The organism is Pseudomonas sp. B392_1p (assembly GCF_052245235.1).
GTDB classification, from domain to species: domain Bacteria; phylum Pseudomonadota; class Gammaproteobacteria; order Pseudomonadales; family Pseudomonadaceae; genus Serpens; species Serpens gallinarum.
Genome location: NZ_JBQPXM010000005.1, coordinates 1 through 26516, shown reverse-complemented (window position 1 = coordinate 26516; position 26516 = coordinate 1). Strand labels below are relative to the sequence as shown.

Below are 26516 nucleotides of genomic sequence, written 5' to 3'. Positions count from 1 at the left end.
GTCCATGCCTCGCATGAACACGTCCAATCCCAGACAGTCCCCCATTTCCCGCGATCAAGTCCTGGTGGCCCATGCCGTCGAGATGATCGCGCGCACACGGCTCAGCCAGGACGATTTCGCCCAGGCACTGAGCAGCCAGCTGCATCGAATGATTCCCGCGAAGGCGTCTGCTAAAGACGTGCCGGATTTCGAGGCCTTGGCCAAGGGCAACGACACGGGGGCATTTTTGAAAGCCTCAGGCGCCTGGCTGCGCCGCGTCGGCCGTTGGTTGAGCGGCGAGGTGGATTTGCCCGGCTGGATCGAGGAGGCCTGGGTGCAGGCGCTCGAGGGCGAGTTCCAGGAGCGCTGCCTGAACGAGCTGGCCAGCCGTCACGGCTTGACCGGCGCTCGCGCCCTGGACGGTGAAGCCTGCCCGGTGGGCGTGTTCGGCCAACTGGTAGCCCGCCTGGGCAAGACGGTGGCTTTGGGCAGCGAGATCCTGGCCGATGGCAAGATCGATGATGCGGATCTGCCGCTGTTGCCGGATTTCATCAGCAAGCTCACTTCTGTCGAAGCACGCTGCGGTGAGCTGCGGGCGAAGGCGCAAAAAGCCATGGCGGAGCAGGGCCGCAGCCTTGTACCTGTGCGAGCGGTAGGCACGGAGCGTAACGGCTCCCGATGAGAGTGAAGCCTTCCCCCAGCACGCCAGAGGCCGGTGCTTACGCCGGCTTGTCGGCGGTGTTGCCTGCGGCAGTTGCCGGGCATGCCGCAGGCCGGCGGCCGCGTGGACTGTCGGAGCTGCAGCGGCGCGGTCTGCTGGGCACGGCGGCCGCGCGGGTAGGGGAGGAGGCACGCGATCGCAATCGCCGCTGGCTGCGCCGGCTGGATGTCCTGCACATGTCGGGCCGTCGCACCAAGCAGCAGCGTTGGGAGGCGCTGGCTGCGCTTGCAGAGCCGATGCTGGCTCGTCTCGACCTGGCCACCCTGGCACTCGGGTGGCTGGATGATAAAGGGGCGTTCCGCCTCAACCGTCAGCGTGGCCTGGCGGAGGACACGGGGCTGTCCGAGTGCCGAGTTTCTCGCACGCTTTCCGCCCTGGAGGCCGCCGGTTATCTGCGCCGGCGTGTGCGTCGCATCTTCAAGAATGGGCTGAACTGGGTCACGCGGGTGACCATTCATATCCGGCCGCGCTTCTTTATCGACCTGGGACTGGGCCATGAGTTGGCCAAGGAGCGCACCCGCAAGAAAGCCAAGCGCGAGAAGCTTCTGCGCGGCGTTAAGGCGCGGCAACAGCAGGACGCGCTCCAGGAGCTAGGCGACAAGGCGCAACGCAAACAGTCGCACCGCCAGGCGCAGGGCGCCCGCAAGGCCAAGGTTGTGGCCATAACCAAGGCTCACGAACAAGACCGCCAGCGCGCCAGAGGCGCCTATGCCCAGGAGCTGGCTGTGGATAACCCTGATCTAACGCCCACGCAGATACGAACTCTCATCGATAAGCGGTTCCCCACCGCCTGACCCACCGTTGGTCGCCAGCCGCTTCGCGGCTCTCTCCCGTTGTCTACCCTCAGATATGGACCGTTAGAGGCCTTGTCGCGCCTCCTGCGCAGCCCTGCGCGCCTGTTTTCCCTTCCTTTACCGCCAGCGGGTGGCGCCCAGGGCCTTCACCCACCGGGCGGCTTTTAGGTATCTGCAAACTTTAAGGTCCAGTGGTACCACTTACAGTTAAAAGCAGAGCCCTTAGGTTCTGCGCCTGCTGAACCCACGGGGGTAGCCGGGTACCTTGTCAGATAATGCCTGGCCACTTCGTGCCTAGCGGCACGGGCCAGGGGGTCGAGGCCGTCGGCCAGCGCGCCGTTATCCTGATACCGGGCGCCTTCCAGTCGCTGTACGCCGAGCAAGACCGTGCTCAATGAAACACCGTGCAACGGCGTTTCGCTCCTTCACGCGCCTGCCTGCGGCATGCCGCGCGGAGCGCGGCGGGTTGAACTCAGCGTAGGGGTCGGTCGAATCCGTTGCGCAAGCCTGCAACACCGAGTTGAAAAAACGTGCCGAAACGAGGATTTTTCCGCATGGCTTGGGGCTTTGCGGGGAGTCGCCGAAGACCCGGGCAGGCGGCCGGCGTGCAACGCGGCTTTCACGGCTTCGCAATTTCTTTCACAGCGTGCAATTCCTGTTCGCGCGCGCGGCCCCGCAGCGGCGCTGGGCGCGGCCCTGGATTGTACTGCCGCCCGAATTGCGCAAAAAACACACGCAGAGTCCGTCGGCGGGAGGGGGATAAGTGCGTTTTCGCCCAGATTTTTTTTGTGGGAGGCGTTTTTGCGGGCGAGGAGAGGGGTGGGCGCGCGCGGCCGCCGGCGGGCATGGGCCGGGCTTGAACCTGGGCGGCAACAGGGGTAGGATTCGTTCCGTCGCGGTCAATCCCGCGACCGGGTTTGGCGACCCGAGTTAATCAAGGCGCACAAGCGCCCCATTTCGACAGCAGGCGCTTTTTTTGTGCCTGCCGTTCCGTGTTATGGCGGCTGTGCGTGGGAGATCCTTCGGGGTCTGCCGGGTCCTTGATTCCCGGTTCGCCAACCTGCGTACAGCTGCCACCCCAATCGTTTGGCGACGATCCGTGGCAGCTCCTCAAATCAAGGAGCATCCCCATGCAACACATCCGCACTCCATCCGTTCACGCTGCCGCCTGGAAGGCCCGCGCATTCGCCGCGCTGCATGCCGATTCGTCTTTGTCTGTACGCCTGGCCCGCTACAACGCCGCCATGGCCAAGGCCAGCGCCCTGGAGGCCGAGGCTCGCCAGCGTGAGATTACCCGCACCGGCGACCCGCGCGCGGCCCTGGCCTGGCTGCAGGCCGGCCGCCCGCTGCGTATCCAAGCAATGAACCTGCGCGACCACCTGCGCCACGTGCGCGCCCTGGAAGAGCTGGCCACGCGCTGCGCCTAAGACGAAAGAACGTCTCTAATTCAGGCGCTGCCCTATGTATGGTGTGGAGTCTGATTAAGGAGTGAAGAAATGGAATCCAAAAAGCGACTCACGATCACCTACCTGCAGAATGGGGTGGCCATGAAGTTGGAGCGTGTTGTACTCGCGGAGCAGGACAGGGCTGGAGTCATCCTAGACATCCTTGCGCATGAGCGGCCGTCTACTCCTGTTTCAGACGTACCTTATGACGCCTCGACACTTGAAAGGCGTGAGTGCCAACTGCGTGACCGTGGCATTACAGACGTGGACTGGAGCTACGAAATTATTGAATGAAGAAAGGGCGCCGATCGGCGCCCTTTGCTTATGCGGTGATGGGGGCCAACTGGCCGTTAAGCTGTTGGGCAGTTGCGGCATTGGCCGTGAACGCGGCCGCGTTGCTGGGCGGCTGGCCGATGGGGTGGGCATGGGCAGCCAGCTGGGTGTTCATCTGCTGCACCAGGTCGACCAGGTCGAGCAGCACCTGCAGGACGTTAACGCCTTCCGAACCGATCCATGTCTTCGGCGCTTCCAGGTGTTGGCCGCCGGCGGCGATGCTTTTGCGCAGGCCTTCGATCTGTTCCAGCAGGTCGCCGCGGATTGTGGCCGTGGCGTTGCCGGTGATGGTGGTGGTCTGGTTGCGGCCGATCGCCTGGTTGTGGTCGCGTCCGGTGGCCAGGTTGAGGTCATCCACTGCACCCAGGGTGGCGCTGCCTCCGGACAGCAGCTTGAGAGCGCCCAGGGCCTCAATGCGCTTGATACCGCCGACCCGCTCGGTGGCGTGTTCGTCGACCTCGATGTCGCTGTGCTGGTAGTGCTCGGCGTTGGCCAGGGCGGTTACCTCGCGCTCCAGGGCGTCGTCGCGGATGCGGCCGTCGGTCTGGCGCAGCCAGTTGCCGTCGGCATCGGCGCGTTGCTGGCAGGCCTCGCTGTGCTGCCAGACCAGATCCCCGTCGGGCACGCGTGGCAGGCTCAGGCCATGGGCGAGGATCTGCTGGACGAAGGGGCGGCTGGGCAGGCCATAGGCGAAACCCACCACCACCCAGGTGCCCAACTCCGGGATGCCGAACAGGCCGCGTTCCTGGCCGCCGCTCGGTACTGGCAGCGGTACCGCGTGCAGGGTGGGCAGATCCGGGTCCGGTGTGCCGTCCGGCAGCAGCACCTGGAGATCCACCGCGTACCGGGGGCGGAAGTCATCGGCGATTGCATGCTCGGCCGGCGCGTCGGGCACGCCCACCACCATCGCGAAACGAGGCAGGTGGTAGGCGCCGGTCAGCTCGGGAAATTGCCGCTCTACGCTGCGGCGGATTGCTTCTTCCATTTGATGGCCATCTTGTTGCCGGCCAGCGTCACCGTGGTGATACGCAGGCCGCCGTTGAAGGTTGCGCCCGGCCTAACGCCAGGCAGGGCGGGTATCTGGGCAGTTTGGTTGCCCTGGTAGTCGTCGAAGATCGAGGCGGGCAAGGGCAGGGGGCGGGTGCTCCAAAAGCTGTCGGCCCAGCTGCCCACGTACATTTCCCCGTTGCTCTGTTGCTGCCAGATCAGATCCGGAACGGCGAACACGTGGGCGAGGCTGTCGAGGGCGTGATAGCCATTGCCCAAGTTATAAAAGTAGGGGGCCGGGGTGGTGCTGTAGGGGCGATCGGGGCAATTGAACGTCAGGCCGGTGAGCTCCTGCAGGGCATCAAGTACGCCGCGCAGATCGGTGTGCCGCAGGTTCAGCGGCGTGGGTTGGGCCAGTACGGCCGCCAGTTCACGGCAGAGCAGTACCTGCTGGCCGGCGCCGGCGGCGGTGCAGCTTTCCACGTAGCCAATGAAATGGTCTTGCAGAGCCTGGTCGTTGTAGCCGATTTTGAAAGTGACCAGGCGGCCGCGCAGGGGCTCGGCGCTCTGGACGGTGAAAACCGCCCGTCCAGGCGAGTGAAGATCCAGGCGGATGTTCTCGCTGACCACCTGGACGACTTCGCCGGAAACCCGCAGGACTCGGTTCAGCTTCATGCGAGGGTCTCGTCGACACGCTTGAGGATACGCTCGAACGCGGTGAGCTCTCGACCTGGCTCGGTTTCGGAGGCACCACCGGTGCTTGCCGTAGCGTCACCGTCGGGGCGTCGGGACTCCACTCGTTCGGCCACGGACAAGTGCTCGGTGAGGGTGAACTGCACCATCCAGGCACGCAGGCTGTCGTCTTCCCGGGCGCTCACACCGTCGCTGAACTTTACCTGGCGCACGCCGAAGGCCTCGGCGGTGTCGTTGACGATGCGGTACTGCTTGAGCTCGCCACCTTGTGTGGTGGCTTCGGCCAGACGCAGCAGCGAACGCAGGTGGGTGCTGGCTGTGTACGGGACCATCATCGAGCAGGTCAGGGTCTTGGGCTTGAATCCCTTGTGCGCAGAGGCGCTGTTGCTGGATTGGCCAGACAGGTCGTCGGCCTCAATGCGCAGGTTGGCGGTGACCTTAAGGTTTTTTCCCCTGACGTGTTCGCCGTCGAGTAGCAGTGTCATAGGCCCACCAGCTCCTTCACGAAACTCAGCCCTGGCTGCGAGCCGATCAATACCAGGCCGGCGCACAGCACCCATTCGTGTCCGGGAACCTCGCCCTCGAGCAGCGCATCGCGCAGCTCAGCGGCTGTACCGGGCCCCAGGAAACGCGCGCGCATGCTGCCGTCCGCGCCGTTGTTGGCTACGGCTGCGCGCAGTTCATTGAGTCGTTGTGCCTGGGCGGCGTGCTGGGCGGCCTTCTTGCCGGCCAGGTTGACCAGGTCCGCCAATGGCGCCTGGTCGGCAGCGTAGCCTTCCAGCGCAGCCAACTGAGCTGACATCGCCCGTTGAGCGGCACTGGGCAGGGTAGTGCTGTGCAGCGACAACGAGGCGAAGCCGGGCAGGGTCGAGGCGACAGGCAATTCCCACTTTTCCGATTCGAGGCGGGCCAACTGGCCGGCGCGGTGTTCGGCCTTGACCAAATCCGGGATAGGCAGCAGGGCATTGAAGCGGGCCAGGCTCGCGGCGAACTGGTCGTAGCGGGTAGCTAGAAACAGGATCACCAGGGCGCACTGAGGCCCGGCCGGACGTGCTGGGTCGTTGTCCACCAGCTTGCTGGCGAGCATTTCCATCAGGTTTGGTGCCGAAAGATAACGCTGCTTGCCCTGCCCTTGACCCATGCCAAATTGGAACGGCGTCACCGCCAGGCAGGCGAGCGGTTCGGCCAATTGGCCGGTCAGGGCCGCGCGACCTGCCGCACCGGCAGACCGCGCCGGGGAGCCCACCGGACTGAGGTCAGTGGTGGCCAGGCCGTCCAAGACAGAGAGGCGCTGCGCGGTGTTGTCCAGCTCGCTGACGGCCAGGTCCTGGGCTGCGGTGAGGTTGGCCAACCACTGGGTGGCCTGTTCGGGCCAGCGCAGAGTGATGGGGGACCAGGTCACGCTGAGATAGTTTCAGGGAGTGGGTAGCGGGCTTTGATCGCTTGCACTGCGGCAATCCAGGCGGTGTAGTCGGGCTCTAAACCTGTCGACAGGGCGTCGTACTCGGCTTCGTTTTTCAGAGGGTCGGACTCTGCTGCATAGGCCTCCCGGCGCAATGCCTGAACCTGCTCGACGGTTAACGGCTCGTTGTCCGGCTTAACGTAGGCTTGGATCTCACCGTATTCACCGGCAAGCGCTCTGGCATGGATTTCCTGTCCCGAGGCATCGTCGGGCGATGCGGTAAACGGAATCCATCCATGTGCTGGGTGATTGATTTCACAATCAATGGCGCCCGTGGCCGTGAACCGCAGTTTTTTGATTTCCATTTAGGCGATCCTCAAAAAAAGCGTTCTGGTATTCATGCCGCTAAGGCGACCCATAACCCGCCATGTTCCAGCTGGTTTGGGAGAGGTTGCCGTGTTCCCCTCTGTAGTTGCGTACTCCAAGTTAGACCCGGCAACGGTGGAGCCTGGCTCATACACACCACTTAGCCCTTTACACAAGGCGTAGCTACCAACGCTGCCCAGCGGCGCTGCTGCTATCGCAGCCATTACCGAAGTGGCAGTGGCCGCCGCGCTGATGGTTACGTTAGAGCCAGCATTAACCGAGACCCCGTTAATAGTGATAGCGGTAGCTAGCTTGGTGGCCGTTGCGGCGTTACCCGTAGTGTTTTGGTTCAGCGTCGGGATTCGTGCCGCTGCCAATGTGCCGCTGCTGATCTTCCCAGCATCTAGGCTGGGAATATCCGCCGCCACCAGGGCAGCGCCGCTGGTGACCAAGCCTTTTGCATTAATGGTGACCTTGGGGTAAGTGCCGGCCACCGCTCCGCTGTTGGCCAGAGTCAACGCGATAGCCGTGTTCGCAGAACCATCGAACGATGCCGATCCGGTGGCAGCGCCAGTCGCGGAAATCGTGCGTGCGGTAGCCAGTTTGCTCGCCGAAACTGCGTTGCTGTTCTTGCCGAGTTTTCCAGCCAGCTCATGAATAAGGGGAGTGTCCAGCAACACAGTGGAGCGTTGATCAGTGATCACGCCTGCACTACTGACCTGGGCGATCGGGATGCAGTAATGGGGCACGCCACTGCTGTCAATGTAATCCGTCTTGCCGGTGCCATACACCACCGCCCAGGTGGCTACTACGTCGTTCATTTGGCGCTGCAGAGCGATGTCCACCCAGACGGTCGTGGGAAGCGCCGGCATGGTCATCGGGAACGCAGCACCGGATTCGATCCGGATGCCTTCCAGGTACGCGATGCCCGGCTTGAGTTGATACGCGCTGCCTGACTTTTCCAGCTGCAACGCGTTGCCCAGGAAGCAGGCGCGACCGTAGATGTCGCGGTTGCTCAACCGCTCGCGCTCGTCGATGCCTTTGAGACGTGCGGTGAAGTCGTACTGCCAGGTGCTGGCATCAATGGTGATGCCAGTCAGCTCCAGGGCACCGTCGAACTCCAGCAGGAAATTGCGAGTCAGGTTGTTGCCAATCTGCAGTGGCTGGATGTTGCGGCGCTTCTGCTGCAGTGGCACGTAAGACACGGCGAACAGGACACCCTCGGCGGATTCCAGGCCGACCCAGTTGAAGTCCCAATCACCGACATCGGAGCCCAGCATCACGCTGTAAACCACTTGGTTGGGGTTCACGTAGCCCTTGTTGTCGGGGGCAATAGTGGCGGTGTGCACGATCTGCGCCGCCGGCGGCTTGCCGGCGCTGCGATCCACTTCGGTGTTCGGGTCCAGGCCGGGCACATTGGCGAATACGAAGCGTGCGATGTCCAGGACTTGTTGCGCGCCTTGTTTCTGGGCTTTCAGGCTTTCGCCTGCAAGGGTAATAGCAGCTCCCAATGGGGCCTCCTACAGCTTGGCAATCAGCGTTTGCTGGTCATCGTTGAAGTCCACGATTCCCATGCGCAGGCGTATGGGGGTTACGGTTTCGAATTCGTAGCGGCGGCAGGTCCGCCCGTACTGCTGCACCAGGACGCGCAATAGTTCAGGGTTTTGGGATAGCTGCGAATCGGAGAGGCGCAGCAACACGATGTCCCAGTCGCGGCCGTCCTGGCGCTCCAGGATCTCGACATAGCCAACTCCCAGACGCACCAGGACCCGCTTCATGCCGGCAGTACTGCCGGCGTCCACGGCGTTGATGAAGGCATGCTTCACCCGCAGTCGATACAGGCTTTCCGGCTCGCCCTTGAAGCGGTCGATATCGCGCTGCCAGGCAATCAGGTCAAGGATGGCCAGGTGGCAGGTTTCCGGGTCCATCTGCAGCAGCGGCCAGCGCAGCCACTCGGCCACCTGTTGCCACCAACGTTCTGCGGCCAGCTTGAGCTTGGTCAGCTCAGGGCCACTGAGCCAAAACGGCAGGTCAATCTTCATCGCCGAACACCACCAGCAGGGTCTGGATTCTGGGGATGGCCATCTCCGACACAATGTCGTCGTTGGCGAATTTCAGGGACGTGATGCGTGGAAATTGCTGATGCAGTTCCTCACCCAGCCGGCTGAATGAAAACCGAGATTGGGGGAACGTCAGCGTCGGTTGGTAGTTGTGGGCAGTGCTCTCGCGGAAAGCGGCGCGGCAGAACTGGTCGATCTGGCTGCGCAATTCGGCACGTTGCTCGGTGCTCAGGTTGTCCACGGGCCAAACGGTCAGGCTGATGGCGTGCTGGGTCTCCGGCATGGCGAAGGTTTGCAGGTCGTCACCGTGGCCATGGTTGCCCGAATCGCGGATATGCGCGTTGATCTGCTCGAGGTAGGTCTGCGCCGGGGCATCAGCTTCGAATAGCACGTAGGCATTGGCACTGCCCGGGCCACGTGGGGCGTTGTGGTCGAAGTAGATCCCGTCTGGACGCACGCCCGGAAAGGCTGCGATGAGCGCACGGTAAACCGCGTCGGTGTGCCACTGGTTGACCGCGCTGAACTGGTTGCGCACGCGCAGGCGCAGCTCGTCGTCGAGCTCTTCGTCAGCGCCGGGCTGGGTCAGCCAGCCATCGCGGTTGGTTACCTGCAGCACGCCCGGTACCGGCTCCGGCAGGATGGCGTAATAGCCTGGAGCAAGGTTGTGGCCGCTGCCTGCTTTGATTGCCATCACCGGCACTTCCAGCTGGCTCTGGCCATCAGCAAAGCTGCGCGCCTCAATGGTGACCACCTCGTATACCTGGCCGTTGATGCTGGGCGACTGCACCCGGGTACCGGCCGGCACTTCCAGTGTGCCGCTGGCACCGGCACGGGTGAACAGCAGTTGGCCTTGCGCGCTGGACGCGATTTTGCGCGCAATGTTTACCGCCCAGGCGAGCATGTCCAGCCATTTGCCGGTGGCGGTTTTGACGAAAAAGTTAGGCAGTACGGTGCCGCTGATAAATTCCAGCAGCCACAGCACCGGCTTGGTCACCAGTGCGGTGATGATTCGCCAGAAGGGCGACCAGGCGCTGGTATTGCTCAAGGTGCTGCCCTGGTCTTGAGCCTCCCTTTCCCACGCGGCGCGCAGCTCAGCGTCGGTGGTGGGTATGCCAGACTCTCGCATCACCTGGGTAAAATCCACGTTGCTCACAGCGTCACCTCAATGCTTCCAAACGCCAGGGTCTGGGCCGTGATCCGGTACACCCCTGTGGGCTGCTCGACGACTGACGCGGTGCCGGGCACCAGGCGCACGTCCGCCTCGATTAGTAGTTCGATTTGGGAGATGCAGTCGCGCCGGCGGAAACGATCGCGCTCGGCGACCAGAGTCACCATCAGGCCGCTGTCGCGGATCATGTGGACGATGTCCTGGGCGATGCTCGCTCGGCCGTCCACCTGCAGGGGAATGCGCCCGGCATCGAGCACCAGGTCGTCGCCCTGTATCAGCAGATCGATGTACCGGCTCATCCGCCCACCGCCATGCTCAGCATCTGTTCCATTTCCAGCGGGCTCATGGACTTGCCGGTGTGGATCTCCACTTTCTCGACGTGGTTGCCCTTGCTCTGGTTGGTGGTGTTCTGAATGCTGCTCATCAGCCCGCCCTTGGGTACCGCGCTGGGTCCGGTTGGCGATAGGCTTCCACCTGCCATGGCATCAAGGCTCGGAGCCTCTGGCATATCGCCGAAGCGCGTCTCGATGTTCACGCCGGGGATCATGTTGAGGATCTCGATCAGGCCGTTGATGTAGCCGTAGAAGATCTTGGTGATGCCCTGCCAGGCCGCGCTGGCAATGCCGGCCCAGCCGCCCATGGCATCGAACCAGGCACCCACGGCGGCCAACTGGTCGCTGATCCACTGGAACGCGGCGGTACCGGTAATGGCCGCCACGATCTCGTCCCAGTACACGATGGCCAGCGCGATGGCAGCGACCAGGGCGATGATGCCGATCACCACCCAGGTAACGGGGTTGGCCCAGAGCGCGGCGTTGAACAACCACATGCTGGCTGCCGCCACTTTCGACCAGGTGGCCAAAAAGCCCATCTTCAACGCCACGGCGAGGATGGCGATTTCCTGTGCCACGAACCCCGCCAGACCGATCTTCTGCAAAAACAGGAAGGGCAGCCACGCGGCCTTGGCCAGGCCGATAATCAGCGTCAGGGCAGAGACCCCTGCGGTCAGGCCCAGCACCGCCAGCACTGTGAAACCCACGACACGGGTGATGTTGGGGAACAGATCGATCCAGCGCAGCAGCGTAGTAGCGATGCCGGTCAACCATTCAAACAGAGGCGACAAGAGCGGCATCAGCTTCTGCCCGAAGGCAATGCGCAACGCCATCACCGCCGACGTGAACTGCTGCCAGGGATCGACCATGGTCTTGGCCATCTGCTCGGCGTGGGCCATGCCGCGCACTTGGCCAAGCTGGTTCATGCCGTTGGTGAGGGTGTCGGTATCCTTGATAAGGGTGGTCAGCAGGCGCGAGGCGTTTCCGCCGAAGGCCTCGCGCAGGGCCAGACTATTGGCCTCGACGGAAAGATCCCCAAACGTGCCCTTGAGCTTGTCCAGGATGTCCGTCATGGGCAGCAGCTTGCCCTGCTGGTCAACGAAGCTCATGCCCAGCTTTTCCGAGGCGCCGGTGACGTTCTCGAAAAACTCCCGGTAAGCCCCACCGGCATCACCGGCGGACATGGTGCTGCCGGCCGTGCCCAGCACGGCCATTTGTTCGGCCAGCGACACGCCGGCATTGCTGGCCAGCCCGCCGGCGGCATCGAAGGCCTCGCCGATCTGTGCCCCGCTGGTGCGGAACAGTTGAACGGCCAGAGCTGTCTGCCCGGCCAAGGCCTCGACCCAGGCGCCTTTGCCCATGGCATCGGCCTGGCCTTTGTGCAAGTTGTACATGGTGCCGACGTAGGCGGTCATGGTGGCCGCGTCGGACTTGGTGGCCTTGGCCAGCACGTTGGACGCCTGGGTGAACGTCGCCAACTGGCTACCGGTCAGGCCCTTGATGGCGTTCTCCACCTGGTAGGCGGAGGCCACGAAGTCCTGGGCATTCTCCCCGTAGGCAACGGAGAACAGCAGCGCCTTTCTGTTCAGTGCATCCAGCGCGTCTTCAGCCACGCCCAGGCTCTTTACCTCGCCCAGGGCGCGGTTCATTTCCAGGGCAGGTTGCAGCGATTGCGTGATGGCCACACCGGCGCCCACCACACCAGCCAGGCCGACGCCCATCTGAGTGATGTTGTTCCGGCCTTTCTCGGCCAGCTCGCTGAAACCCATCTTGACCTTCGCCAAGGGCGCCGTGACCTGATCGGTCAGGCGCAGGATGAAGTCCAATTTAGCGCTGCTGCTACTGCTCATCGGTTATCCCTGCAGGGCACGGGCAATGCCGTTGGCCACGGCGTACTCCATGCGCTTCCAGTACTCGTCTTCCAGCCACTTGGCGGTGCCCATGGCTTCAACCGTCGGCGGCTCGCCGGGTAGCCAGCGGGCGGTCAGGGCCACTAGCTGGCTCAGCCCGCTTTCGCTCAGTCGTTCAGCGTGGGCGAGGGCTTTTTTACGGTGATTTCAACATCCGGTGCGTACTCTTCGAGGAGGGTGCCGGCGAGCTGCATGGCCGTGACGGGGTTCTTCAGCAGCTGTTTCAGGGTGGCGCGCTGCTCCTGGTGCACGGTGTTGCTGAGCAGGTTTACCGACGGCGCGACCTTGCTGTTCTGGTTCACGCTGTTGAAGTACTTGGTCACGTCGGCGGAATCGAGGGCAAACGTGAAGTCGGTTTCGCCTACGGTCAGGGTGATTTCACGGCGTTCGGTCATGGTGTGGATCTCGTATGGGTAAAGGGAAAAGGGTGGGTCAGCGCAGGCAGACGGTGCCCACGTAGTCCTGCAGGCCGAGGATCATTTGTCGGCTGAGAGCGAGCTCATCGCGGAGGGCGAAATAATCCTGTCGAGCCTGAGGAGTGAGTTCGGCGGTTCCTGCATCAACCACGCGGCCGGAGCTGGAGGTGGCGGGGCAGGTGGCGTTGACGCGCAACCGCTGCTGGCCAGCAGCAACAGCAGCACGCAGGCGGTCGTTATCAGCTTTGGCATCGTCCAATTCCTTTGTGTGTTTGGTGTCGAGGGCGGCAGCCGCGGCGACTAGCTCGCGCTGCAGGCGCAGGGTGTCGGCCAGGCTGTCGGCGCGGGCAGATGCCTGTCGGTGATCAGCCTGGGCAGTGGCCAGTTCGGTCGCCTGGTCCTGCAGTGCGCCGAGCGCGACGTACAGGGCCAGTAGGAGTGCCCCGCAGAGAATCGCCAGGGTGCGGCTCATAGGCCGACCTCGCACAGCTCGCGCTCGGCGGCCCGCCGGATTTCAAGGCCACGGAGTCGTTTGCCCCCTGCGTTGGGCCAGTTCGGCAGTTCCGAGCAAGCCGCAGCCACCCGGCCGGCCTGCAGGTGCAGCAGCATGGTCGAGTGCCGTCCGCTCTTGAGCCAGACGAAACCGTCCTTGACGCCCGGGGCGCCTGGTCCGACGTTGTAGATGAACGACTGGAACGCGGCCACGCTGGTGGTGGGCATCTGCTCGATCACCGAGGTAGGCACCCAGCGCTCGAAAATCCGCGCCGTCTCTTCCAGCGCCTTCCGGGTATAGGCGTCGCATTGTTCGGGCGTAGCGGTGTCTCCAAGCTGGACTCTATAAGTCCAGCCATCGCAGATGGTGGGGATACCTACTGGATCCAGGTAGGCCACCAGTGAGCGCCCCTCGAACCAGGTCACCACCGCGCCGGCGATGCCCAAGGCGCCGCTCAGCGCGCCGATGGCGATCTTCTGGCGCAGGTTCATGGCTTGGTCTTCCAGTCGCGCAGCATCTGCCGGTACTTGGGTGCCAGCAGCAGGATCTGCAGGACCATGTACAGCGCAGTCAGCATATAGGCCACGGCGGACCAGTCGATGGCGCCCGTTGCACCGGTGGCGGCCACGCCGAGTGCCGGAGCGGCCTTGGCAAAGGCGACGGCGGTGTCCTGGGCGGCTTGCTGGGTAGTGCTCATCGATGAGCCTCGTTTTTCTCGAAAAGGGTTTGGCAGGGCACGCAGCGGGTGACGCCGCCCTGAGCTTGCCGGGCGGCAGAGATTGGCTCGTCGCAATCCAGGCAGGCGGCACGGCTCGGAATGTTGATGCCGCTCCGGGCGCGGATAAGCGCGGCGTTCAAAGCGAGCTCGCGGTCCCGCTCTTCATACGCCTTGGCTTGATCGAGCCAGCCAGTCATCAGCGCAGGCCCTCGATCTCGCTGGCGTCCAGATACGGCACGCCGTTGATGCGGATAAAGTCCGGACTGGTGACGTCGAACGGCACTTTGTGCTTGGTCTTCTCGCCGCCTTTCTGGTCGATGTTCAGCAGGCTGGACACCTTCAACTTGCAGCCGAAGGCTTCTACGCGCATTTCCTCGTTGCCGGCCTTGGCGAAGAACACGCAATCGAACGGTTCCAGCTTGCGGAAGCTGCCGGCGCGGCGGGCGGCCTCGATCAGCAGGGAGAAGTTATTGCTGTCCAGCTCGAACTCGCCGGAAGCCGCCACGTCGCCATCGACATGGCCGTTGGGCACGCCCTTGTCCTGGGCCACCGCGCTGTTGTCGGTGATGTCCAGGGTGCACGTCTCGACGTGGATCTGCAGGTCGCCCAGGTTGATATCGAAATTCTTACCGCCAATACGCGACATCGCTTATTCCTCGTCAGTGGAAAGATCCAGGGCGATGTTCGCCACCAGGTCCTTCGGGCAGTTGTAAGGGCGGACCTTGATGAAGGCCTCGACCTTGGTCTTGTTCGCCCATACCAACTCGATGTCACCGTCCTTGGGCGGCTCGATGTCGCCGGGAAACTGCTGGCCGGCGAACAGCGTCGAGCGGCCCATCTCGCGCAGCGGCTTCATCAGGGCGGATTTGTTGGCGGCCATGCTGTTGGGGGTGCTGTTCAGCGAGCGGTTGGCCACCCGCTGGATCAGCAGCACGCGCACGCGGCGGGCAGCCTTATCGACGATGCGCAGATACTCGATTACCTGAAAGTCGCTGCCGGGAGCGTCGAGCATGTTGCCGTCGCCCCAGAACACGCCGGGGTAGTCGGAGTAGGTTTGCGGTACCGAGAAGCGCGCCTTGTCCAGCTCGGCGATAACCGCGGATGGCAGCTCGACACTCTCGACATCCACCGGAGTGGCGCCCAGGCCGAGCACGGCGCCGGTGGCCACACGCATGGGGCTGTCGGCGATGCTCACCGCTGCGTTGGCCAGGCGCCCGGCCAGTACGCCGAGATTGTTGCCGTGCAGCTGTGGCACCACCAGGACGCGCGGAGCGGCCAGGTCGGCGACGATGGCCCGCTGGGTGGCGAGATAGGCCGACCAGTCCAGGTCGAAGGAAATACCCTCAGAGGCGGCCATAACAAACAGACGGCGGCCGTACTGGTTGTTGATGGCGATCGCCTTGTCGTGCATCGCCGACAACTCACTGCCCTCGGTGACGGGGGCGGTGATCACCACCGCCTCGATCGACACGCCTTGTTCCATGGCCAGATCCAGGGCGTCTTCCCAGGTGCCGTCGATATCCAGGGGCGCGGCCATGCACGCCCAGCGGTCGCCGCCGTTCAGGCGTGCGGCGATGATTTGGGTTTTCAGGTCGCTGTCCTGGGCACCCAGTTCGGTGTCCAGGTCGCTGTCGGTGTTCAGGGCGATCAGCTTGCCGGCGTTCTTCATGCCGGGACCGATAAACAGGAAATAGCGCTCGATCTCAGGCAGGCCGCCTTGGCCGAGGTTGAGATTGTTTACGCTGACTTTGCCGAGTGCCATAAGTGCCTCGTTAGCGGGGTGAATTGATGATTTGCGGGAGCAGGTAGGCCACCAGTTCGGAAACCTCCCGCTGGTTGGCAACGCCGAAGAATTCGCGCTTGGGCAGCTCGATTTCCCAGGCCGTAGGGCCGGGCTTTTTCTGCTTCAACAGGCGAATCAGCAAGCCCGCCTGGTTGTACTTGAGGTTCTCGGTGATCCAGTCGACCGACGGGCGCAGCCAGCGCGTAGCGCCGCGCTTGCTCTTGCCGGCCTTGACCTTGTAGCCCAGTCGGCGCAAGCGCTTGGCCTGCTCGGCAGTGGCCATCAGGGGTGTGTTGCGAGTCCAGCTGCGCATCTGCGCGGCGGTGCGCCTGGTCTTCATGCCGGCGTTATGGGCGCCGGCGATGATCGCGGTCTTGCGCTTGCCCCATCCCAGTTCGGCGGCGGCATCGGTCAGTCGGGTAATGGAGATTCCCGCCGCGAGGCCGGACAGCATCTTGGCTTTCTGCCCCTTCTTGCGTTTCTGCTTGCGCGGGGCAAAGGCGCTGCCGTTCAGGTCGCGCTGTTCGCGTACGCGTTTGCGCCACTGGGTGCGAATACGCAGGCCAACACGGTTCAACAGGCGCCGGCGCAACTGCGGGGTGAGGGTGAGCAGAGCGAGCTGCGTGTCGACATCCAGCAGCCCGCGCACATCCAGATTGAACGGATTACTGCTCCCCATGGGTTACCTCGCCATCCTCGGCGACCCACAGGTCGAACGGCACAAAGGCCCAGCGCTTGCCGAACGCCTCGATCTCTCCGGCTTCGTCTTCGGCCAGGTACTGGGGTTCGACAAACTCCAGGGTCAGCTCCACATCGAACAGGTCGTTGTCCAGCGGCTCGATGTCGAAGGTGGGCGCCGGCAGATCGTCGTCGCGGCCGGGGTCGTTGTTCTCCAGCCAACTGCCCACCAGGGCCATCAGGCGACCAGGGTTATCGGCGAATCGCTCCAGGACGAACACCGCGCGATAGCGCATATCGGCCATGTGCAGGCCGTTAACGGTGGGCTTCCAAAGCAACTCCAGCGTCACCTGCTCGGACCAGCTGTCGAGCTGTTCCGGGCGCACCAGGCGGCGCTCCAAAAGGAAGGTGGTCAGCGCGCGCAGCTTGTTCACAGCAGCACCGCCGTGATCCGGCCACGCTTCTGCAGGGTGCGCACCGCCTGTTGGCTGAAAGCCAGAAAGGTTTCAGCGCGATCGGGCAGTTCCTTGCCAGTATTCTCCGCCGACTCGCGGCGGGTCACAGTGGCAAACTGGGGCAGCAGGCTGGCCTTGGCGCGGCAGTACACGGCGCGCTTGTAGGTGGCCACCTGATGCGTGGTCAGTTCAACGCCGGCGTCGCTCAGGTCTGCCTGGCGTCGCTCCAGATCCACATTGACCTCGACCATCGCGGTGGTCAGGTCGGCGACCAGCAGTTCCACCAGGTACTCCGCCGGCAGGCGGTAGCCCTTCTGGAACTCGGACACGGAGAGGTCCGGCCAGAAGCCGTTGTTCTCGATCGCCTGTTCCACAAAGGTGGTGGGTTTGCCGCCAAAGCTCATGCTGGTCGCTCAAATAGGGCGGGGTGACTGCCGTTGGGGTTGCGGGCTGCAAGCAGCCGTAACGCCAGGACAGGCCCCGCTGGGGGTGGGAAGTCGGTTATTCGGTGCCGGTGGAACCGGCTTCGGCCTGTTGCTTGCGCAGTGCCTTATCCGCGGCGGCGCGTCGTGTGCTGACGCCGATCTCGGCATACAAGTTTTCGGCACGGTCGAAGCGTTCGATGGCTTCCGCCCAGTCTTCGCGCTCCATAGCCAACAGGCCGAGCAGCTTGTGGTAGCGGGCGGGGATGCGCTCGAACAGCTCCCATTCGCCGTCTACCAGCGGCAGCAGGTTGCTGACGTAGGGCTCCGGGCTGCGGCCGGCTTTGTGTTCGGCTTCGGCCCACTCAATGACAGCGTCGGCGACAAAAGTCGGCACATCACGTGTGAAGCGCTCCGGCAACTTTTGGCCCTGGCCCATCGCAAACAGGGCGAGCTCCAGACCGGCTTCGAACTGCACCGTGTCGAACAGCCACACCAGCACCTGCATCAATACCGGGTTGGGGTAGTTCAGGCCGCTGTCGCGGTAGCGCTGTACGTAGTCCAGGTACTTGGGTAGTAGCTCGTCACGCTTGAGTTGTTGGCGAAGCTCACGGCTGTTGATTGCGCTGATGCGCTCCAAGTCGCCGGCCAGTGCCGCTTCCATCAGCTTGAGGTGCTTCTGGGCGTTGGCCGGGCTGTTCAGGGCATCGGCAGCGGTGTACGCGGTTATGGCCGGGGTCGCACGGGTGGCAGGACCACCCGCCAGGACGCGGCGCTTATGGGCTAGGGCCAGGCTCATCAGATCAGCTCCAGGTTGGCCGCTTCGATCATGGCGAACTTGCCCAGTTGCTCGATCACGTAGCCTTCGTTACGGCCGTTGTAATCCTCGACGCGGGAGCGCTTGGGGTTCTCGATCAAGTGGCGGCGCCAGGAGCTGTCCTGGAAGTACAGCGACAGGTTGTCCCAACTGGTGACCACCACGCCGGTAGCCGGGAAGAATGGCACGATGAACGAAGGCAGACCGCCGTAGGTAGCGATCACCTGCTGGCCCTCGATGCGTTCCTTCTCGCTTGGGGTGCCGGCCTGGTTGGCGTACAGCTTGCCCTTGTCGGCGGCCAGCAGGTCGCTGCCGATGATGGCGATCAGGTCGCCGGCATCGCGGAATACCGGGTCGATCATCTGCTTGACGTCATGCACCAGGGCGTCGAGGTTGGCGTAGTCGCCGCCGGCGCCCAGGGTGATCTTGCCAGCAACGGCGCCTTCGCTCAGGACCTGCTCGGGGATCTGCTCGCGGGCGATCTGTGGCCAGCCCTTGTTCACATCTTGGAGCATGGGGTTGGTGGCGATATCGCTCTGGGGCGCGGCAGTGATGCCATTCCAGCCGACCATGATGCGGTCGAGGGCAATCTGTCGCAGCACGGCGGCGGCGTAGCGCAGCGGAAAGTCAGGGAACTTCGCCCAGCTGTCGATCGTGGCGAACGGTAGGCCCACGTCGGACTCGGTGTGGAACAGCTCATAGCCCAAGGCATCGAGGTCGACCATGTCCTTGGCGACACGGTCGTTATCCTTGGTGTTGGTGCGGCTGGAGACCGGGCCGGAGACGCCGATCATCACCTTCTGGCCTTTCAGCTCAGTGACCGGCACTACGTTGATGCGCTGCAGGAAGTCCGACTTCTCAGTGATTTTGTCGTTCAGTTCCTGGGCAATAGTCGGCTCCACCGCGAACATGCGAGTGGTGTCCTCGACACCGTAGGACTCCGCCATGGCGGCTTGCAGGGCGAAATACTGCGTCTGGGCGTGCAGCGAAAGGGCGCGGCTCATATCACAGCACCTTCTTTTGGGTGGTGGTAACCGCAGCTGTGGTGCGCGGTACCTGGCGGCCTTGGGCGGTGTTCAGCGCTTGGCTGAACATCTTTTCGATGTTGGCCATGCGTGCTTCCAGACCTTTTGCGGCCTTCTTCTTGCGACTGAATTCGCGTTCTTCTTCAGCCTGCTCGACGATCTCGGTCACAGCGTCTTCGACGGTGGCGACCTGTTCTTCGGTCTCGGTCTCGTCCACTTCTTCGGTGGCCGGCTCGATGACTGCCTGAATGCCGGCGGCAACGATCAGCAGCTGCTCGAGCAGTGCCTTGAGCGCCTTGGCGGTAGCTTCATCCATTGGGGGTTTGCTCTCGGTGGGGGTTTGCGGGGTGGTGGCGGCCGGCTCTGCGCCGTCGGCGAAGCGCTTGAAGAAGCGGGTCAGGGCTTCGATCAGCCCGGTTTCGGCGCTGGCCTGTGGCGGCTCACGCAGGGCGCCCAGTTCGACAGAGGCGGCGAAGTACGCGGTCTTGCTGGATTTCTTCGAAAAGTAGAGTTCCTGGGTGCCCAGGCTTGCGGGCTCGTCGGTCACTGCCAGGCCAGTTAGATAGGCCTTACCGGAGTTGGCGAAGTTGGGCGTGATCTCGATGCTGGTGAATAGCTTTTCGCCTTGGTCGTTGAGCCCCAACAGGCGGTCGTTCGGCTTGAGTTGGGCTTCCAGGGCGACCTGGCCCGGCTCCAGTTCCGGGTCGTCCTCGACCAGGCGCACAGCGAATACGGTGCCGTGGGAACCCATCCAGCGCTCATGCTCCGACCAGATCACGGCGGTGTAGCGTGACGGCTTGTAGGTCTCGGCGATGTCGCGCAGTTCCTGTGGGGAGATTTCGCGGTTGTCAGCGGTGGGGCCGCTGGTGGCAACGCGTTTCCAGTAGGAAACCAGGGAGCGAGGCATGGGGCTTTATCGGCTCAATTAGAGTGCGGAAACCTCACAGTAGGGAGTGACTAGCCCCGTCACAAACACTTGCGTTGAGCGATATTCCTATTTTCGGGAAATAGGAGTTTTGCGCAGTTATCGCAGGCGTTCGCAGTTTTTTGGACGCTTAGACTGCGCCGCATGTCCTACTCCCCTGAAGTAAAAGAAGCCGCCAAACGCCTTTATCTGCGCCGCGCCAAGCCGCGTGAGATCCAGGCACAGCTAGGCCTGCCCAACGTGCGCATCGTCTATTACTGGATCGCCCGGGGCGGTTGGGACGAGATGCTGACGGACGAAGAACCGCTGTCCGCCATCAGCCGGCGCATCACCCTGCTGCTGGAAAAGCCCGAGGCACTGGCCAAGTCCGACCTGGACGAGCTGGAGCGCCTGACCAGCATTCGCGAGAAGCTGCTCAGGCAAGCTGCGCGTCCGGCGGCCGAGACCAATGTGAGCAGCAGTTCCGAAAGGTCCGAGCCTGCTCCGAACACAGCACGCGGCGAGCGCCGGGAGAGGGGCGAAAGAGGAGAGAGGAGCAGCGCCAAGCGCAAGGAAAAGCCGCTCAAGAACGACATCAGCGCCCTCACCGAGGTGGACTTCCTGGAGAAGTTCACCAGCCGCATGTTCGCCTACCAGATGGAGCTATTCGAGGCGAAGCGCAACCCGCTGACCGCGCGTATCCGCAACATCCTCAAATCGCGCCAGATTGGCCTGACTTACTACTTCGCTGCCGAAGCGTTCATGGATGCGGTGCTGACCGGCGACAACCAGATGTTCCTGTCGGCGTCCCGGGCACAGTCGGAAATCTTCCGTAGCTACATCGTCAAGTTCGCCGCAGAGTGGTTCGACATCAACCTGACCGGCAATCCCATCGTGCTGAGCAAGGATGGCAAGCCGTGGGCCGAGCTGCGTTTCCTGTCCACCAACAGCAGCACCGCCCAGGGCCACCATGGCCACGTCTACATCGACGAGTATTTCTGGATCAGGGACTTCGCCAAGCTAAGCGATCTGTCCGGCGCCATGGCGTCCCATGACAAGTGGCGCAAGACGTACTTCTCGACACCCAGCGCAGTCACCCACCAGGCCTATCCGTTTTGGACCGGCGAGGAGTTCCGCAACGACAAGCGCGGCAAGAAGGCCGGCCCGTGGCCGAGCGACGCCCAGATCCACGCCGGCGTGCTGTGTCCAGACGGCCAGTGGCGCAAGGTCATCACTGTCGAGGATGCCCAGGCCGGCGGCTGTAACTTGTTCAACATCGAGCGCCTGCGTCTGGAAAACAACGAAGACACGTTCGATCAGCTTTACATGTGCAAGTTTATCGACAGCACACAGAGCGCCTTCACCCTGGCCGACCTGGAGCGCTGTTATTCCGACCTTGCGCTGTGGACCGACTACGACCCGGAGTCCGATCGCCCCTTCGGCAACAGCCCCGTCTGGCTCGGCTACGACCCCAGCCGCACCCGAGATGATGCCACCTGTGTGGTGGTGGCTCCGCCCCTGGAACAGGGTGGCAAGTTCCGCATCCTGGAGAAGTATTCCTGGCGGGGCACGTCGTTCACCCACCAGGCCGCGCAGGTCAAGAAGCTCTGCGAGCGTTTCAACGTCCAGCACATCGGCATCGATATCACTGGCGTCGGCTACGGCGTGTTTGACCTGGTGCGTGACTTTTACCCGCGTGCCACACCCATCCACTACAGCCTGGAAGCCAAGAACACCCTGGTGCTCAAAGCCCAGGACACCATCCAGGGCAGCCGTATCGAATGGGATGCCGGCTGGAGCGAAGTGGCGGCTGCGTTCCTGACCATCAAACGCGGCACCACGGCCAGCGGGCAGATTACCTACAGCGCGTCGCGTACCGAGGCCACCGGCCATGCAGACGTGGCCTGGGCAATCATGCACGCCCTGGCGCACGAACCCCTCAACATCAATAAGCGGCGCAAGAGCCGCTATGCCATGAGTAGTCAAAACAGCCATGCGCCGAAACCGTCACGCCAAAAAGCAGCAGCCAGCCACACACAAGCCCGCTCGGATGTTCTCGTTCGGCGCCCCGGAGTCGGTGCTGACCGACAACTACGCCGCCTACCTGGGCGTGTTTGCCAGCGACGACGGCAGGCTCTACACCCCGCCAGTGTCCAAGGCGGGGCTGGCCAAGCTGCTGCGCGCCAATGCGCACCACGGCGCAATACCCAAGTTCAAGCGCAACCTGCTGCTGCGTGAGTTCGTCCCCAGCGCCGGGTTCACGGCGCGCACGATGGCCCGCGCTGCACTCGACTACGTGGTGTTCGGCGAAGCGTACCTCTACTGCCGTGAAAGCCTGTTAGGCGAAGTCCTCGAGGTCGAGCACCTGCCCTCGATCAACATGCGCTGCAAAGTGGATGGCGGCTTCGTGATGCTGCTGCCCAACGGGCAGGAAGAAGAGTTCGAGGCGGGGGAGGTAATCCACGTCATGGACTACGACGTGGAACAGGATATTTACGGTGTACCGGATTACCTGGGCGGCATGCAGGCGTTGCTGCTCAACGAAGCCGCCACGCTGTTCCGGCGCCGCTATTACAGCAACGGTGCCCACGCCGGGTACATCTTCTACACCAATGATCCGAACCTTTCGGAAGAGGACGAGGACGAGTTGCAGGCACAGATCAGCGCAAGCAAGGGTGTGGGCAACTTCCGCTCGATGTTCGTCAACATCCCAGGCGGTGCCGAGAAGGCCATCCAGATCATTCCGGTAGGCGACTTCCAGGCCAAGGACGAGCTGGAGAAAGTGAAGAACATCACCCGCAACGATGTGATCGCCGCGTGGCGCATGAACCCCGCCCTAGCCGGCATCATCCCGGAGAACAGCGCCGGTTTCGGAGACATCGAGAAAATCGACCGCGTCTACACCTCCAACGAGATCCGTCCGATCTGCCGGGTGTTCGATGAGGTTAATGAAGTGCTGCGGGCGGACAGGCGCTTTGGATGGCGTGAAGAAGCCCAAACAGCAGGATAGTAGCTGTATGCACATACAGCGTTAGGTTATAATATCGCAATTGCGGCAAATAGGGAGGGAGTATGCGAATCAATTGCAAAGCATGCGGGCATAAGGCGCGAATCAGCTCACGAGAAGAGCTGTCGTCGGCGTTCGCCAAACTGTATTGCCAGTGTCTCGATGTCCATTGCGGACATACGTTTGTGATGAACCTGACCTACTCCCATACCCTGCGTCCCTCGGCTGGAGTCATTGATCAGTTGCTTTTCGATCGATTGAGTCAATTACCGACAACTCAGCAGCGACTGTTATTCGACCAGCTGAACACAACAAATTGAAGGAGCGGCAGGTGGTATGCGCCAACATTCCACCTGCCATCGAACCCGCAGAGCATACCTGCAAGCCCAACCAAGGCTCCCGCCTCGTGCACGAAGCGGCGAGAGCCTAACACTGTTTATTTATCCAGTAAAAGGTTGCTTGTATGTCTGTACCAATCGTCCCCTGGCTAGGCGGTAAGCGCCGACTGGCTGACCGGCTCATCCCACTATTTCCTCCGCATGAGTGTTATGTAGAGGTGTTCGCCGGAGGGGCGGCGCTTTTCTTCATGCGTCCACAACCCGCGCCCGTCGAAGTGCTAAACGACCTCAATGGCGACCTGGTGTGCCTGTACCGAGTGGTGCAAAACCACTTGGAAGAATTCGTCCGCCAGTTCAAATGGGCATTGTCCAGCAGACAAATCTTCGAATGGCAGAAGATGACGCGTCCGGAAACCCTCACCGACATCCAGCGAGCGGCTCGATTCTTTTATCTGCAGCAGCATGCTTTCGGCGGCAAAGTTTCTGGGCAGAGTTTCGGCACCGCCACCACTGGCCCGGCGATAAATCTGTTGCGCATTGAAGAGAACCTGTCGGCAGCCTGGCAGCGGCTGTCAGGCGTCTATGTTGAGAACCTGTCCTGGTTGAACTGCGCCGAGCGCTACGATCGAGCTCACACCTTCCACTACATGGACCCGCCCTACTGGGCGACGGAAGGGTATGGCGTGGATTTCCCCTTCGAAGAGTATCTGGCAATGGCCGAGTTCATGCGGCGGTGCAAGGGGAAGGTGATGGTGAGCATCAATGACCACCCCGACATTCGTAGAGCCTTCGATGGCTTCCACATTGAACAGACCGATATCCGCTACAGCTGCACGAACCAGCGGAAGGGCAAAGCCGAGCTCACGGGTGAGCTCATCATCATGAACTGGCAGCCGGCGGCGCTGGGCGGTCTATTCGATGGAATTTAATCAGTAGCATACTGACAGCCGGCGGGCAGGCGTGGATATTCTAGCCCACCACGGCGATCGAGCTGACCAATGCGGCAATGGAGGTGAGTGATCCTTGTCATTTCATTGGTCAGTGCGGAGTCGTGAGAGAGTTAATGGCTAACCGTTATTGCTTATAACAAAGTTTGGAACTTCAACTAAAGGAAGAAGAACTGGGTTAAAGCCCGCTCGCATTGAAAGGCTATAAGCGTGATCGCGAATAAAAGGTAGAAGTATAACTGGCGCATTTTTAAAGCACCAATTTTCAATATGCTCAGCTGGGAATTTTGACGTATCAATCCGGAAGTGCCCGGACACTGCAACTATCATGGAAAATGGACGATCAACTTCCTCTGTCGCCGGTTTAATGCTGAGTTCTACCTTTACACTAACTTCCGAGCTTTCTTCGTCAAAGTCAGTTCTGTAAACAATATACTTGAAATCCTTTGGGTAGGAGTCATCTGGGAAGTCATGTCTGTTATGAACATCAATTTCCAGTTTATCTACGAATGTTCCAATTAATTGTATGGGGTGAAGTTTCATTTATTAAGCTGCTTGGCAGTAGTAAGAATTGCGACCATCAACAGCTGTGGCCTGCAGCACACAAGACACCGCTTCTGCAGCGTAGAAAAGGTGATAAGCGGCAAAGCGTCTGCCGCTCCGGTAATCAGCTTGCTGTAAGGAGGTATTGGAAACGGTGAATTCCTCCTGCATGGTCAAGCTAGACAAATCTTGTATCGGATATTCTTGGCGGTGTGCTACAAGGAATTCAGAAACAACACTGTCCTTGTGTTCAGTTCCGCGCTTAAAAAGCTCTTCTAGAGACATCTCTTTAAGTTGAGCTAAGGCAGTTTCCCTAGCTTTTCTCATTTTTTCAGTAGTTTTAAATGCAGCCATTTCTATATTCCCTCTTGTGCGGGGGAGATGTGCAATGATGAGATACAGCTGGTATCTCTCACTGCAAAACAGCTTGCGTTACCTACAAGTTCCGCAAGACTGCCTTTTTTTGGGGGGGTCTGGTTCTTGAATACTACTTTTACCGTGTATTCTCCCAGTGCCCTCTCGTATATCTGTATGTACTCTTCTATGATCCCGTAAAGGATGCTTTCTATTTCTTTGAACTGATCTCTCGTTAGGTCGAAGATTGAGTTCAAATTAAAGTGCTTAATAGCTGAATCTGCTAATATTTGATAAATTTCAAGGTGGAGCTCAGGATCGTCTAGGTAAAGTATTTCTTCCTCTTTCACCTCTACCTCAACCTGCACAACTGCTAAACTTTCGTCGTCCTGATCTGTGTAAGCTTTCCAGCTGTCTCTTGCTCGCCGTGCCCACTCTATTGCGTAATGAGTTGAGATTGCGAGATGGTCATTTGTGACGGCAGTCCAGAAATAGGCACCCCGGCCAATTCTTCCTGGCTTAGTGAGAAAGCCATCTCGTTCTATTTGGGTTGCCATAGACATGCATGTTCCATGCGATCCCATGTACGCCATCACGATACTGCTTCCCTAGTCTAGACGGCCAAAACAAGGTTGCTAGGTGTTTTGCCTTGTATTTAAAAGTAGCTCACTTCAGGTCGATTATTAGGCTTCTACCACTGCAGTCAACCTGACTTTCAAAAACTGTGGGTAACCCCAACCCTGAATCGCGCAACCCATTGGAATTGCTGGCAATTTTGATGATGGCGAAATAGCACTTCTGTGGATTAAAAAAGGATAACCTGTGCATAACTATTTGGTTTAGCAGAAAAATGATAGCTTTAGCTCGTCATTTTCTCTGAGCAGAAGCTTTTTCAAGCTATAGGTGGGATGATTTAGAGTGGGATTCGTTAGGGCAGCCCAGGGAAACGAAGCCGACTTTAGGAGCGGTGGTGGACATGGATGACCTCAAGGGGCGTGCTTGACAAACGCCGCTGCGCGAAAAAAAGTGCGCAATATTAACGGCAGCTTTTCAGCTTTTCCACCATTCATCCAGGCCTTCCGCCGCTTTTTTTAAGGAGAGAGGCGAAGCGACGTGAGCGCTCTGCGAGCGCCATAAGACCGCAGCTCCAGAAACGAAAAAGGCCACTCGATTGAGTGGCCTTTTTACTGTATCTGGTTGCGGGAGCAGGATTTGAACCTACGACCTTCGGGTTATGAGCCCGACGAGCTACCAGACTGCTCCATCCCGCGCCGGCCATTCTACTGATTGATGAGGACGTGTCAACCGATAGTTTTTACAAATCAATAACTTGTGCAGAACACCGATCAGCGGAAACGAAAAAGGCCACTCGATTGAGTGGCCTTTTTCTGTGTCTGGTTGCGGGAGCAGGATTTGAACCTACGAC

At 61.3% G+C, this 26516-nt stretch carries 35 protein-coding genes and 1 tRNA gene; 8 read left to right on the top strand and 28 right to left on the bottom strand.

The annotated features are described in order from the left end of the window. Positions 1-13 precede the first annotated feature (13 nt). The 4 genes from ACTV8E_RS08685 (at position 14) to ACTV8E_RS08670 (ending at position 3233) form a co-directional block, all read left to right on the top strand. Positions 14-661 carry a hypothetical protein gene (locus tag ACTV8E_RS08685; protein ID WP_443199218.1) on the top strand — a complete coding sequence of 216 codons (648 nt, stop codon included), beginning with the start codon at positions 14-16 and terminating at the stop codon, positions 659-661. Beyond that, positions 658-1494 carry a hypothetical protein gene (locus ACTV8E_RS08680; protein WP_443199217.1) on the top strand — a complete coding sequence of 279 codons (837 nt, stop codon included), beginning with the start codon at positions 658-660 and terminating at the stop codon, positions 1492-1494. The genes ACTV8E_RS08685 and ACTV8E_RS08680 overlap by 4 nt, the downstream gene beginning before the upstream one ends. Before the next feature lie 1130 nt (positions 1495-2624). After that, complete coding sequence (locus tag ACTV8E_RS08675) at positions 2625-2921, top strand: hypothetical protein (RefSeq protein ID WP_443199432.1); 297 nt, start codon at positions 2625-2627, stop codon at positions 2919-2921. 69 nt (positions 2922-2990) lie between these two features. Then, the gene (locus tag ACTV8E_RS08670; protein WP_443199216.1) at positions 2991-3233 is read left to right on the top strand and encodes a hypothetical protein; all 243 of its coding nucleotides are present in this window, start codon (positions 2991-2993) and stop codon (positions 3231-3233) included. A gap of 28 nt (positions 3234-3261) precedes the next feature. Here the strand turns inward: ACTV8E_RS08670 and ACTV8E_RS08665 are convergent, their stop codons facing one another. The 24 genes from ACTV8E_RS08665 to ACTV8E_RS08550 all read right to left on the bottom strand — a co-directional run bounded on the left by ACTV8E_RS08665 (position 3262) and on the right by ACTV8E_RS08550 (position 19904). Further along, a complete protein-coding gene (locus ACTV8E_RS08665; protein ID WP_443199215.1) occupies positions 3262-4257 on the bottom strand; it encodes a hypothetical protein in 996 nt (331 codons plus the stop codon). Further along, complete coding sequence (locus ACTV8E_RS08660; protein WP_443199214.1) at positions 4230-4934, bottom strand: hypothetical protein; 705 nt, start codon at positions 4932-4934, stop codon at positions 4230-4232. The genes ACTV8E_RS08665 and ACTV8E_RS08660 overlap by 28 nt, the downstream gene beginning before the upstream one ends. Then, complete coding sequence (locus tag ACTV8E_RS08655) at positions 4931-5437, bottom strand: baseplate complex protein (RefSeq protein WP_443199213.1); 507 nt, start codon at positions 5435-5437, stop codon at positions 4931-4933. Before ACTV8E_RS08655 ends, ACTV8E_RS08660 begins: the two co-directional genes overlap by 4 nt. Then, positions 5434-6354 (bottom strand): hypothetical protein, encoded by a 921-nt coding sequence (locus tag ACTV8E_RS08650; RefSeq protein WP_443199212.1) that lies wholly within the window; start codon positions 6352-6354, stop codon positions 5434-5436. Before ACTV8E_RS08650 ends, ACTV8E_RS08655 begins: the two co-directional genes overlap by 4 nt. Beyond that, a complete protein-coding gene (locus ACTV8E_RS08645; RefSeq protein WP_443199211.1) occupies positions 6351-6719 on the bottom strand; it encodes a hypothetical protein in 369 nt (122 codons plus the stop codon). Before ACTV8E_RS08645 ends, ACTV8E_RS08650 begins: the two co-directional genes overlap by 4 nt. After that, positions 6720-8231, bottom strand: a complete 1512-nt coding sequence (locus tag ACTV8E_RS08640; RefSeq protein ID WP_443199210.1) for a phage tail-collar fiber domain-containing protein — start codon at positions 8229-8231, stop codon at positions 6720-6722. It abuts the gene before it with no gap. Positions 8232-8240: 9 nt separating this feature from the next. Next, positions 8241-8762 carry a phage tail protein gene (locus ACTV8E_RS08635; protein ID WP_443199209.1) on the bottom strand — a complete coding sequence of 174 codons (522 nt, stop codon included), beginning with the start codon at positions 8760-8762 and terminating at the stop codon, positions 8241-8243. Then, positions 8752-9906: a baseplate J/gp47 family protein gene (locus ACTV8E_RS08630; protein ID WP_443199423.1), complete on the bottom strand. Its 1155-nt coding sequence runs from the start codon at positions 9904-9906 to the stop codon at positions 8752-8754. The genes ACTV8E_RS08635 and ACTV8E_RS08630 overlap by 11 nt, the downstream gene beginning before the upstream one ends. 23 nt (positions 9907-9929) lie before the next feature. After that, complete coding sequence (locus ACTV8E_RS08625) at positions 9930-10247, bottom strand: DUF2590 family protein (RefSeq protein ID WP_443199208.1); 318 nt, start codon at positions 10245-10247, stop codon at positions 9930-9932. Next, positions 10244-12130, bottom strand: coding sequence for a phage tail tape measure protein (locus ACTV8E_RS08620; protein WP_443199207.1), 1887 nt, complete (start codon positions 12128-12130; stop codon positions 10244-10246). Before ACTV8E_RS08620 ends, ACTV8E_RS08625 begins: the two co-directional genes overlap by 4 nt. A 3-nt stretch (positions 12131-12133) precedes the next feature. Next, positions 12134-12274 (bottom strand): DUF6890 family protein, encoded by a 141-nt coding sequence (locus ACTV8E_RS08615; protein WP_443199206.1) that lies wholly within the window; start codon positions 12272-12274, stop codon positions 12134-12136. 23 nt (positions 12275-12297) lie between these two features. Beyond that, entirely contained in the window at positions 12298-12585 is a 288-nt protein-coding gene (locus tag ACTV8E_RS08610; RefSeq protein WP_443199205.1) for a putative phage tail assembly chaperone, read from the bottom strand. A 37-nt stretch (positions 12586-12622) separates the two neighbouring features. Further along, positions 12623-13078, bottom strand: coding sequence for a lysis protein (locus tag ACTV8E_RS08605; RefSeq protein ID WP_443199204.1), 456 nt, complete (start codon positions 13076-13078; stop codon positions 12623-12625). Then, positions 13075-13590, bottom strand: a complete 516-nt coding sequence (locus ACTV8E_RS08600) for a lysozyme (RefSeq protein ID WP_443199203.1) — start codon at positions 13588-13590, stop codon at positions 13075-13077. Before ACTV8E_RS08600 ends, ACTV8E_RS08605 begins: the two co-directional genes overlap by 4 nt. Beyond that, positions 13587-13796 carry a hypothetical protein gene (locus ACTV8E_RS08595; protein WP_443199202.1) on the bottom strand — a complete coding sequence of 70 codons (210 nt, stop codon included), beginning with the start codon at positions 13794-13796 and terminating at the stop codon, positions 13587-13589. Before ACTV8E_RS08595 ends, ACTV8E_RS08600 begins: the two co-directional genes overlap by 4 nt. Further along, a complete protein-coding gene (locus ACTV8E_RS08590) occupies positions 13793-14014 on the bottom strand; it encodes a TraR/DksA C4-type zinc finger protein (RefSeq protein WP_443199201.1) in 222 nt (73 codons plus the stop codon). Before ACTV8E_RS08590 ends, ACTV8E_RS08595 begins: the two co-directional genes overlap by 4 nt. Next, positions 14014-14463 carry a DUF2597 family protein gene (locus ACTV8E_RS08585; RefSeq protein WP_443199200.1) on the bottom strand — a complete coding sequence of 150 codons (450 nt, stop codon included), beginning with the start codon at positions 14461-14463 and terminating at the stop codon, positions 14014-14016. The genes ACTV8E_RS08590 and ACTV8E_RS08585 overlap by 1 nt, the downstream gene beginning before the upstream one ends. A 3-nt stretch (positions 14464-14466) precedes the next feature. Further along, positions 14467-15579: a DUF2586 domain-containing protein gene (locus tag ACTV8E_RS08580; protein ID WP_443199199.1), complete on the bottom strand. Its 1113-nt coding sequence runs from the start codon at positions 15577-15579 to the stop codon at positions 14467-14469. A gap of 10 nt (positions 15580-15589) precedes the next feature. Beyond that, complete coding sequence (locus ACTV8E_RS08575) at positions 15590-16279, bottom strand: phage virion morphogenesis protein (protein ID WP_443199198.1); 690 nt, start codon at positions 16277-16279, stop codon at positions 15590-15592. Beyond that, entirely contained in the window at positions 16266-16712 is a 447-nt protein-coding gene (locus tag ACTV8E_RS08570) for a phage tail protein (protein WP_443199197.1), read from the bottom strand. The genes ACTV8E_RS08575 and ACTV8E_RS08570 overlap by 14 nt, the downstream gene beginning before the upstream one ends. Continuing rightward, complete coding sequence (locus ACTV8E_RS08565) at positions 16709-17137, bottom strand: head completion/stabilization protein (RefSeq protein ID WP_443199196.1); 429 nt, start codon at positions 17135-17137, stop codon at positions 16709-16711. Before ACTV8E_RS08565 ends, ACTV8E_RS08570 begins: the two co-directional genes overlap by 4 nt. 97 nt (positions 17138-17234) lie before the next feature. Beyond that, positions 17235-17954 carry a phage terminase small subunit gene (gpM, locus tag ACTV8E_RS08560; protein WP_443199195.1) on the bottom strand — a complete coding sequence of 240 codons (720 nt, stop codon included), beginning with the start codon at positions 17952-17954 and terminating at the stop codon, positions 17235-17237. Further along, positions 17954-18976: a phage major capsid protein, P2 family gene (locus ACTV8E_RS08555; protein WP_443199194.1), complete on the bottom strand. Its 1023-nt coding sequence runs from the start codon at positions 18974-18976 to the stop codon at positions 17954-17956. The genes gpM and ACTV8E_RS08555 overlap by 1 nt, the downstream gene beginning before the upstream one ends. A gap of 1 nt (position 18977) precedes the next feature. Further along, positions 18978-19904, bottom strand: coding sequence for a GPO family capsid scaffolding protein (locus ACTV8E_RS08550; protein ID WP_443199193.1), 927 nt, complete (start codon positions 19902-19904; stop codon positions 18978-18980). 162 nt (positions 19905-20066) lie between these two features. Between ACTV8E_RS08550 and ACTV8E_RS08545 the strand changes: the two genes are divergently transcribed. The 4 genes from ACTV8E_RS08545 (at position 20067) to ACTV8E_RS08530 (ending at position 24175) form a co-directional block, all read left to right on the top strand. Then, entirely contained in the window at positions 20067-22139 is a 2073-nt protein-coding gene (locus tag ACTV8E_RS08545; protein ID WP_443199192.1) for a terminase large subunit domain-containing protein, read from the top strand. Then, a complete protein-coding gene (locus ACTV8E_RS08540; protein ID WP_443199422.1) occupies positions 22051-22911 on the top strand; it encodes a phage portal protein in 861 nt (286 codons plus the stop codon). The genes ACTV8E_RS08545 and ACTV8E_RS08540 overlap by 89 nt, the downstream gene beginning before the upstream one ends. Before the next feature lie 62 nt (positions 22912-22973). Then, positions 22974-23228 carry an ogr/Delta-like zinc finger family protein gene (locus ACTV8E_RS08535; protein WP_443199191.1) on the top strand — a complete coding sequence of 85 codons (255 nt, stop codon included), beginning with the start codon at positions 22974-22976 and terminating at the stop codon, positions 23226-23228. Between the two features lie 143 nt (positions 23229-23371). Next, positions 23372-24175: a DNA adenine methylase gene (locus ACTV8E_RS08530; protein ID WP_443199190.1), complete on the top strand. Its 804-nt coding sequence runs from the start codon at positions 23372-23374 to the stop codon at positions 24173-24175. A gap of 138 nt (positions 24176-24313) precedes the next feature. On the opposite strand, the gene ACTV8E_RS08525 is transcribed toward ACTV8E_RS08530, so the two are convergent. The 4 genes from ACTV8E_RS08525 to ACTV8E_RS08510 all read right to left on the bottom strand — a co-directional run bounded on the left by ACTV8E_RS08525 (position 24314) and on the right by ACTV8E_RS08510 (position 26361). Further along, on the bottom strand, positions 24314-24736 hold the full coding sequence (locus ACTV8E_RS08525; protein ID WP_443199189.1) for a protein-export chaperone SecB: 423 nt from the start codon (positions 24734-24736) through the stop codon (positions 24314-24316). A gap of 3 nt (positions 24737-24739) precedes the next feature. Next, positions 24740-25090, bottom strand: coding sequence for a hypothetical protein (locus ACTV8E_RS08520; RefSeq protein ID WP_443199188.1), 351 nt, complete (start codon positions 25088-25090; stop codon positions 24740-24742). Between the two features lie 2 nt (positions 25091-25092). Then, positions 25093-25653, bottom strand: coding sequence for a hypothetical protein (locus ACTV8E_RS08515; RefSeq protein ID WP_443199187.1), 561 nt, complete (start codon positions 25651-25653; stop codon positions 25093-25095). A gap of 631 nt (positions 25654-26284) precedes the next feature. Further along, positions 26285-26361: transfer RNA gene (locus tag ACTV8E_RS08510), tRNA-Met, on the bottom strand. Positions 26362-26516 lie beyond the last annotated feature (155 nt).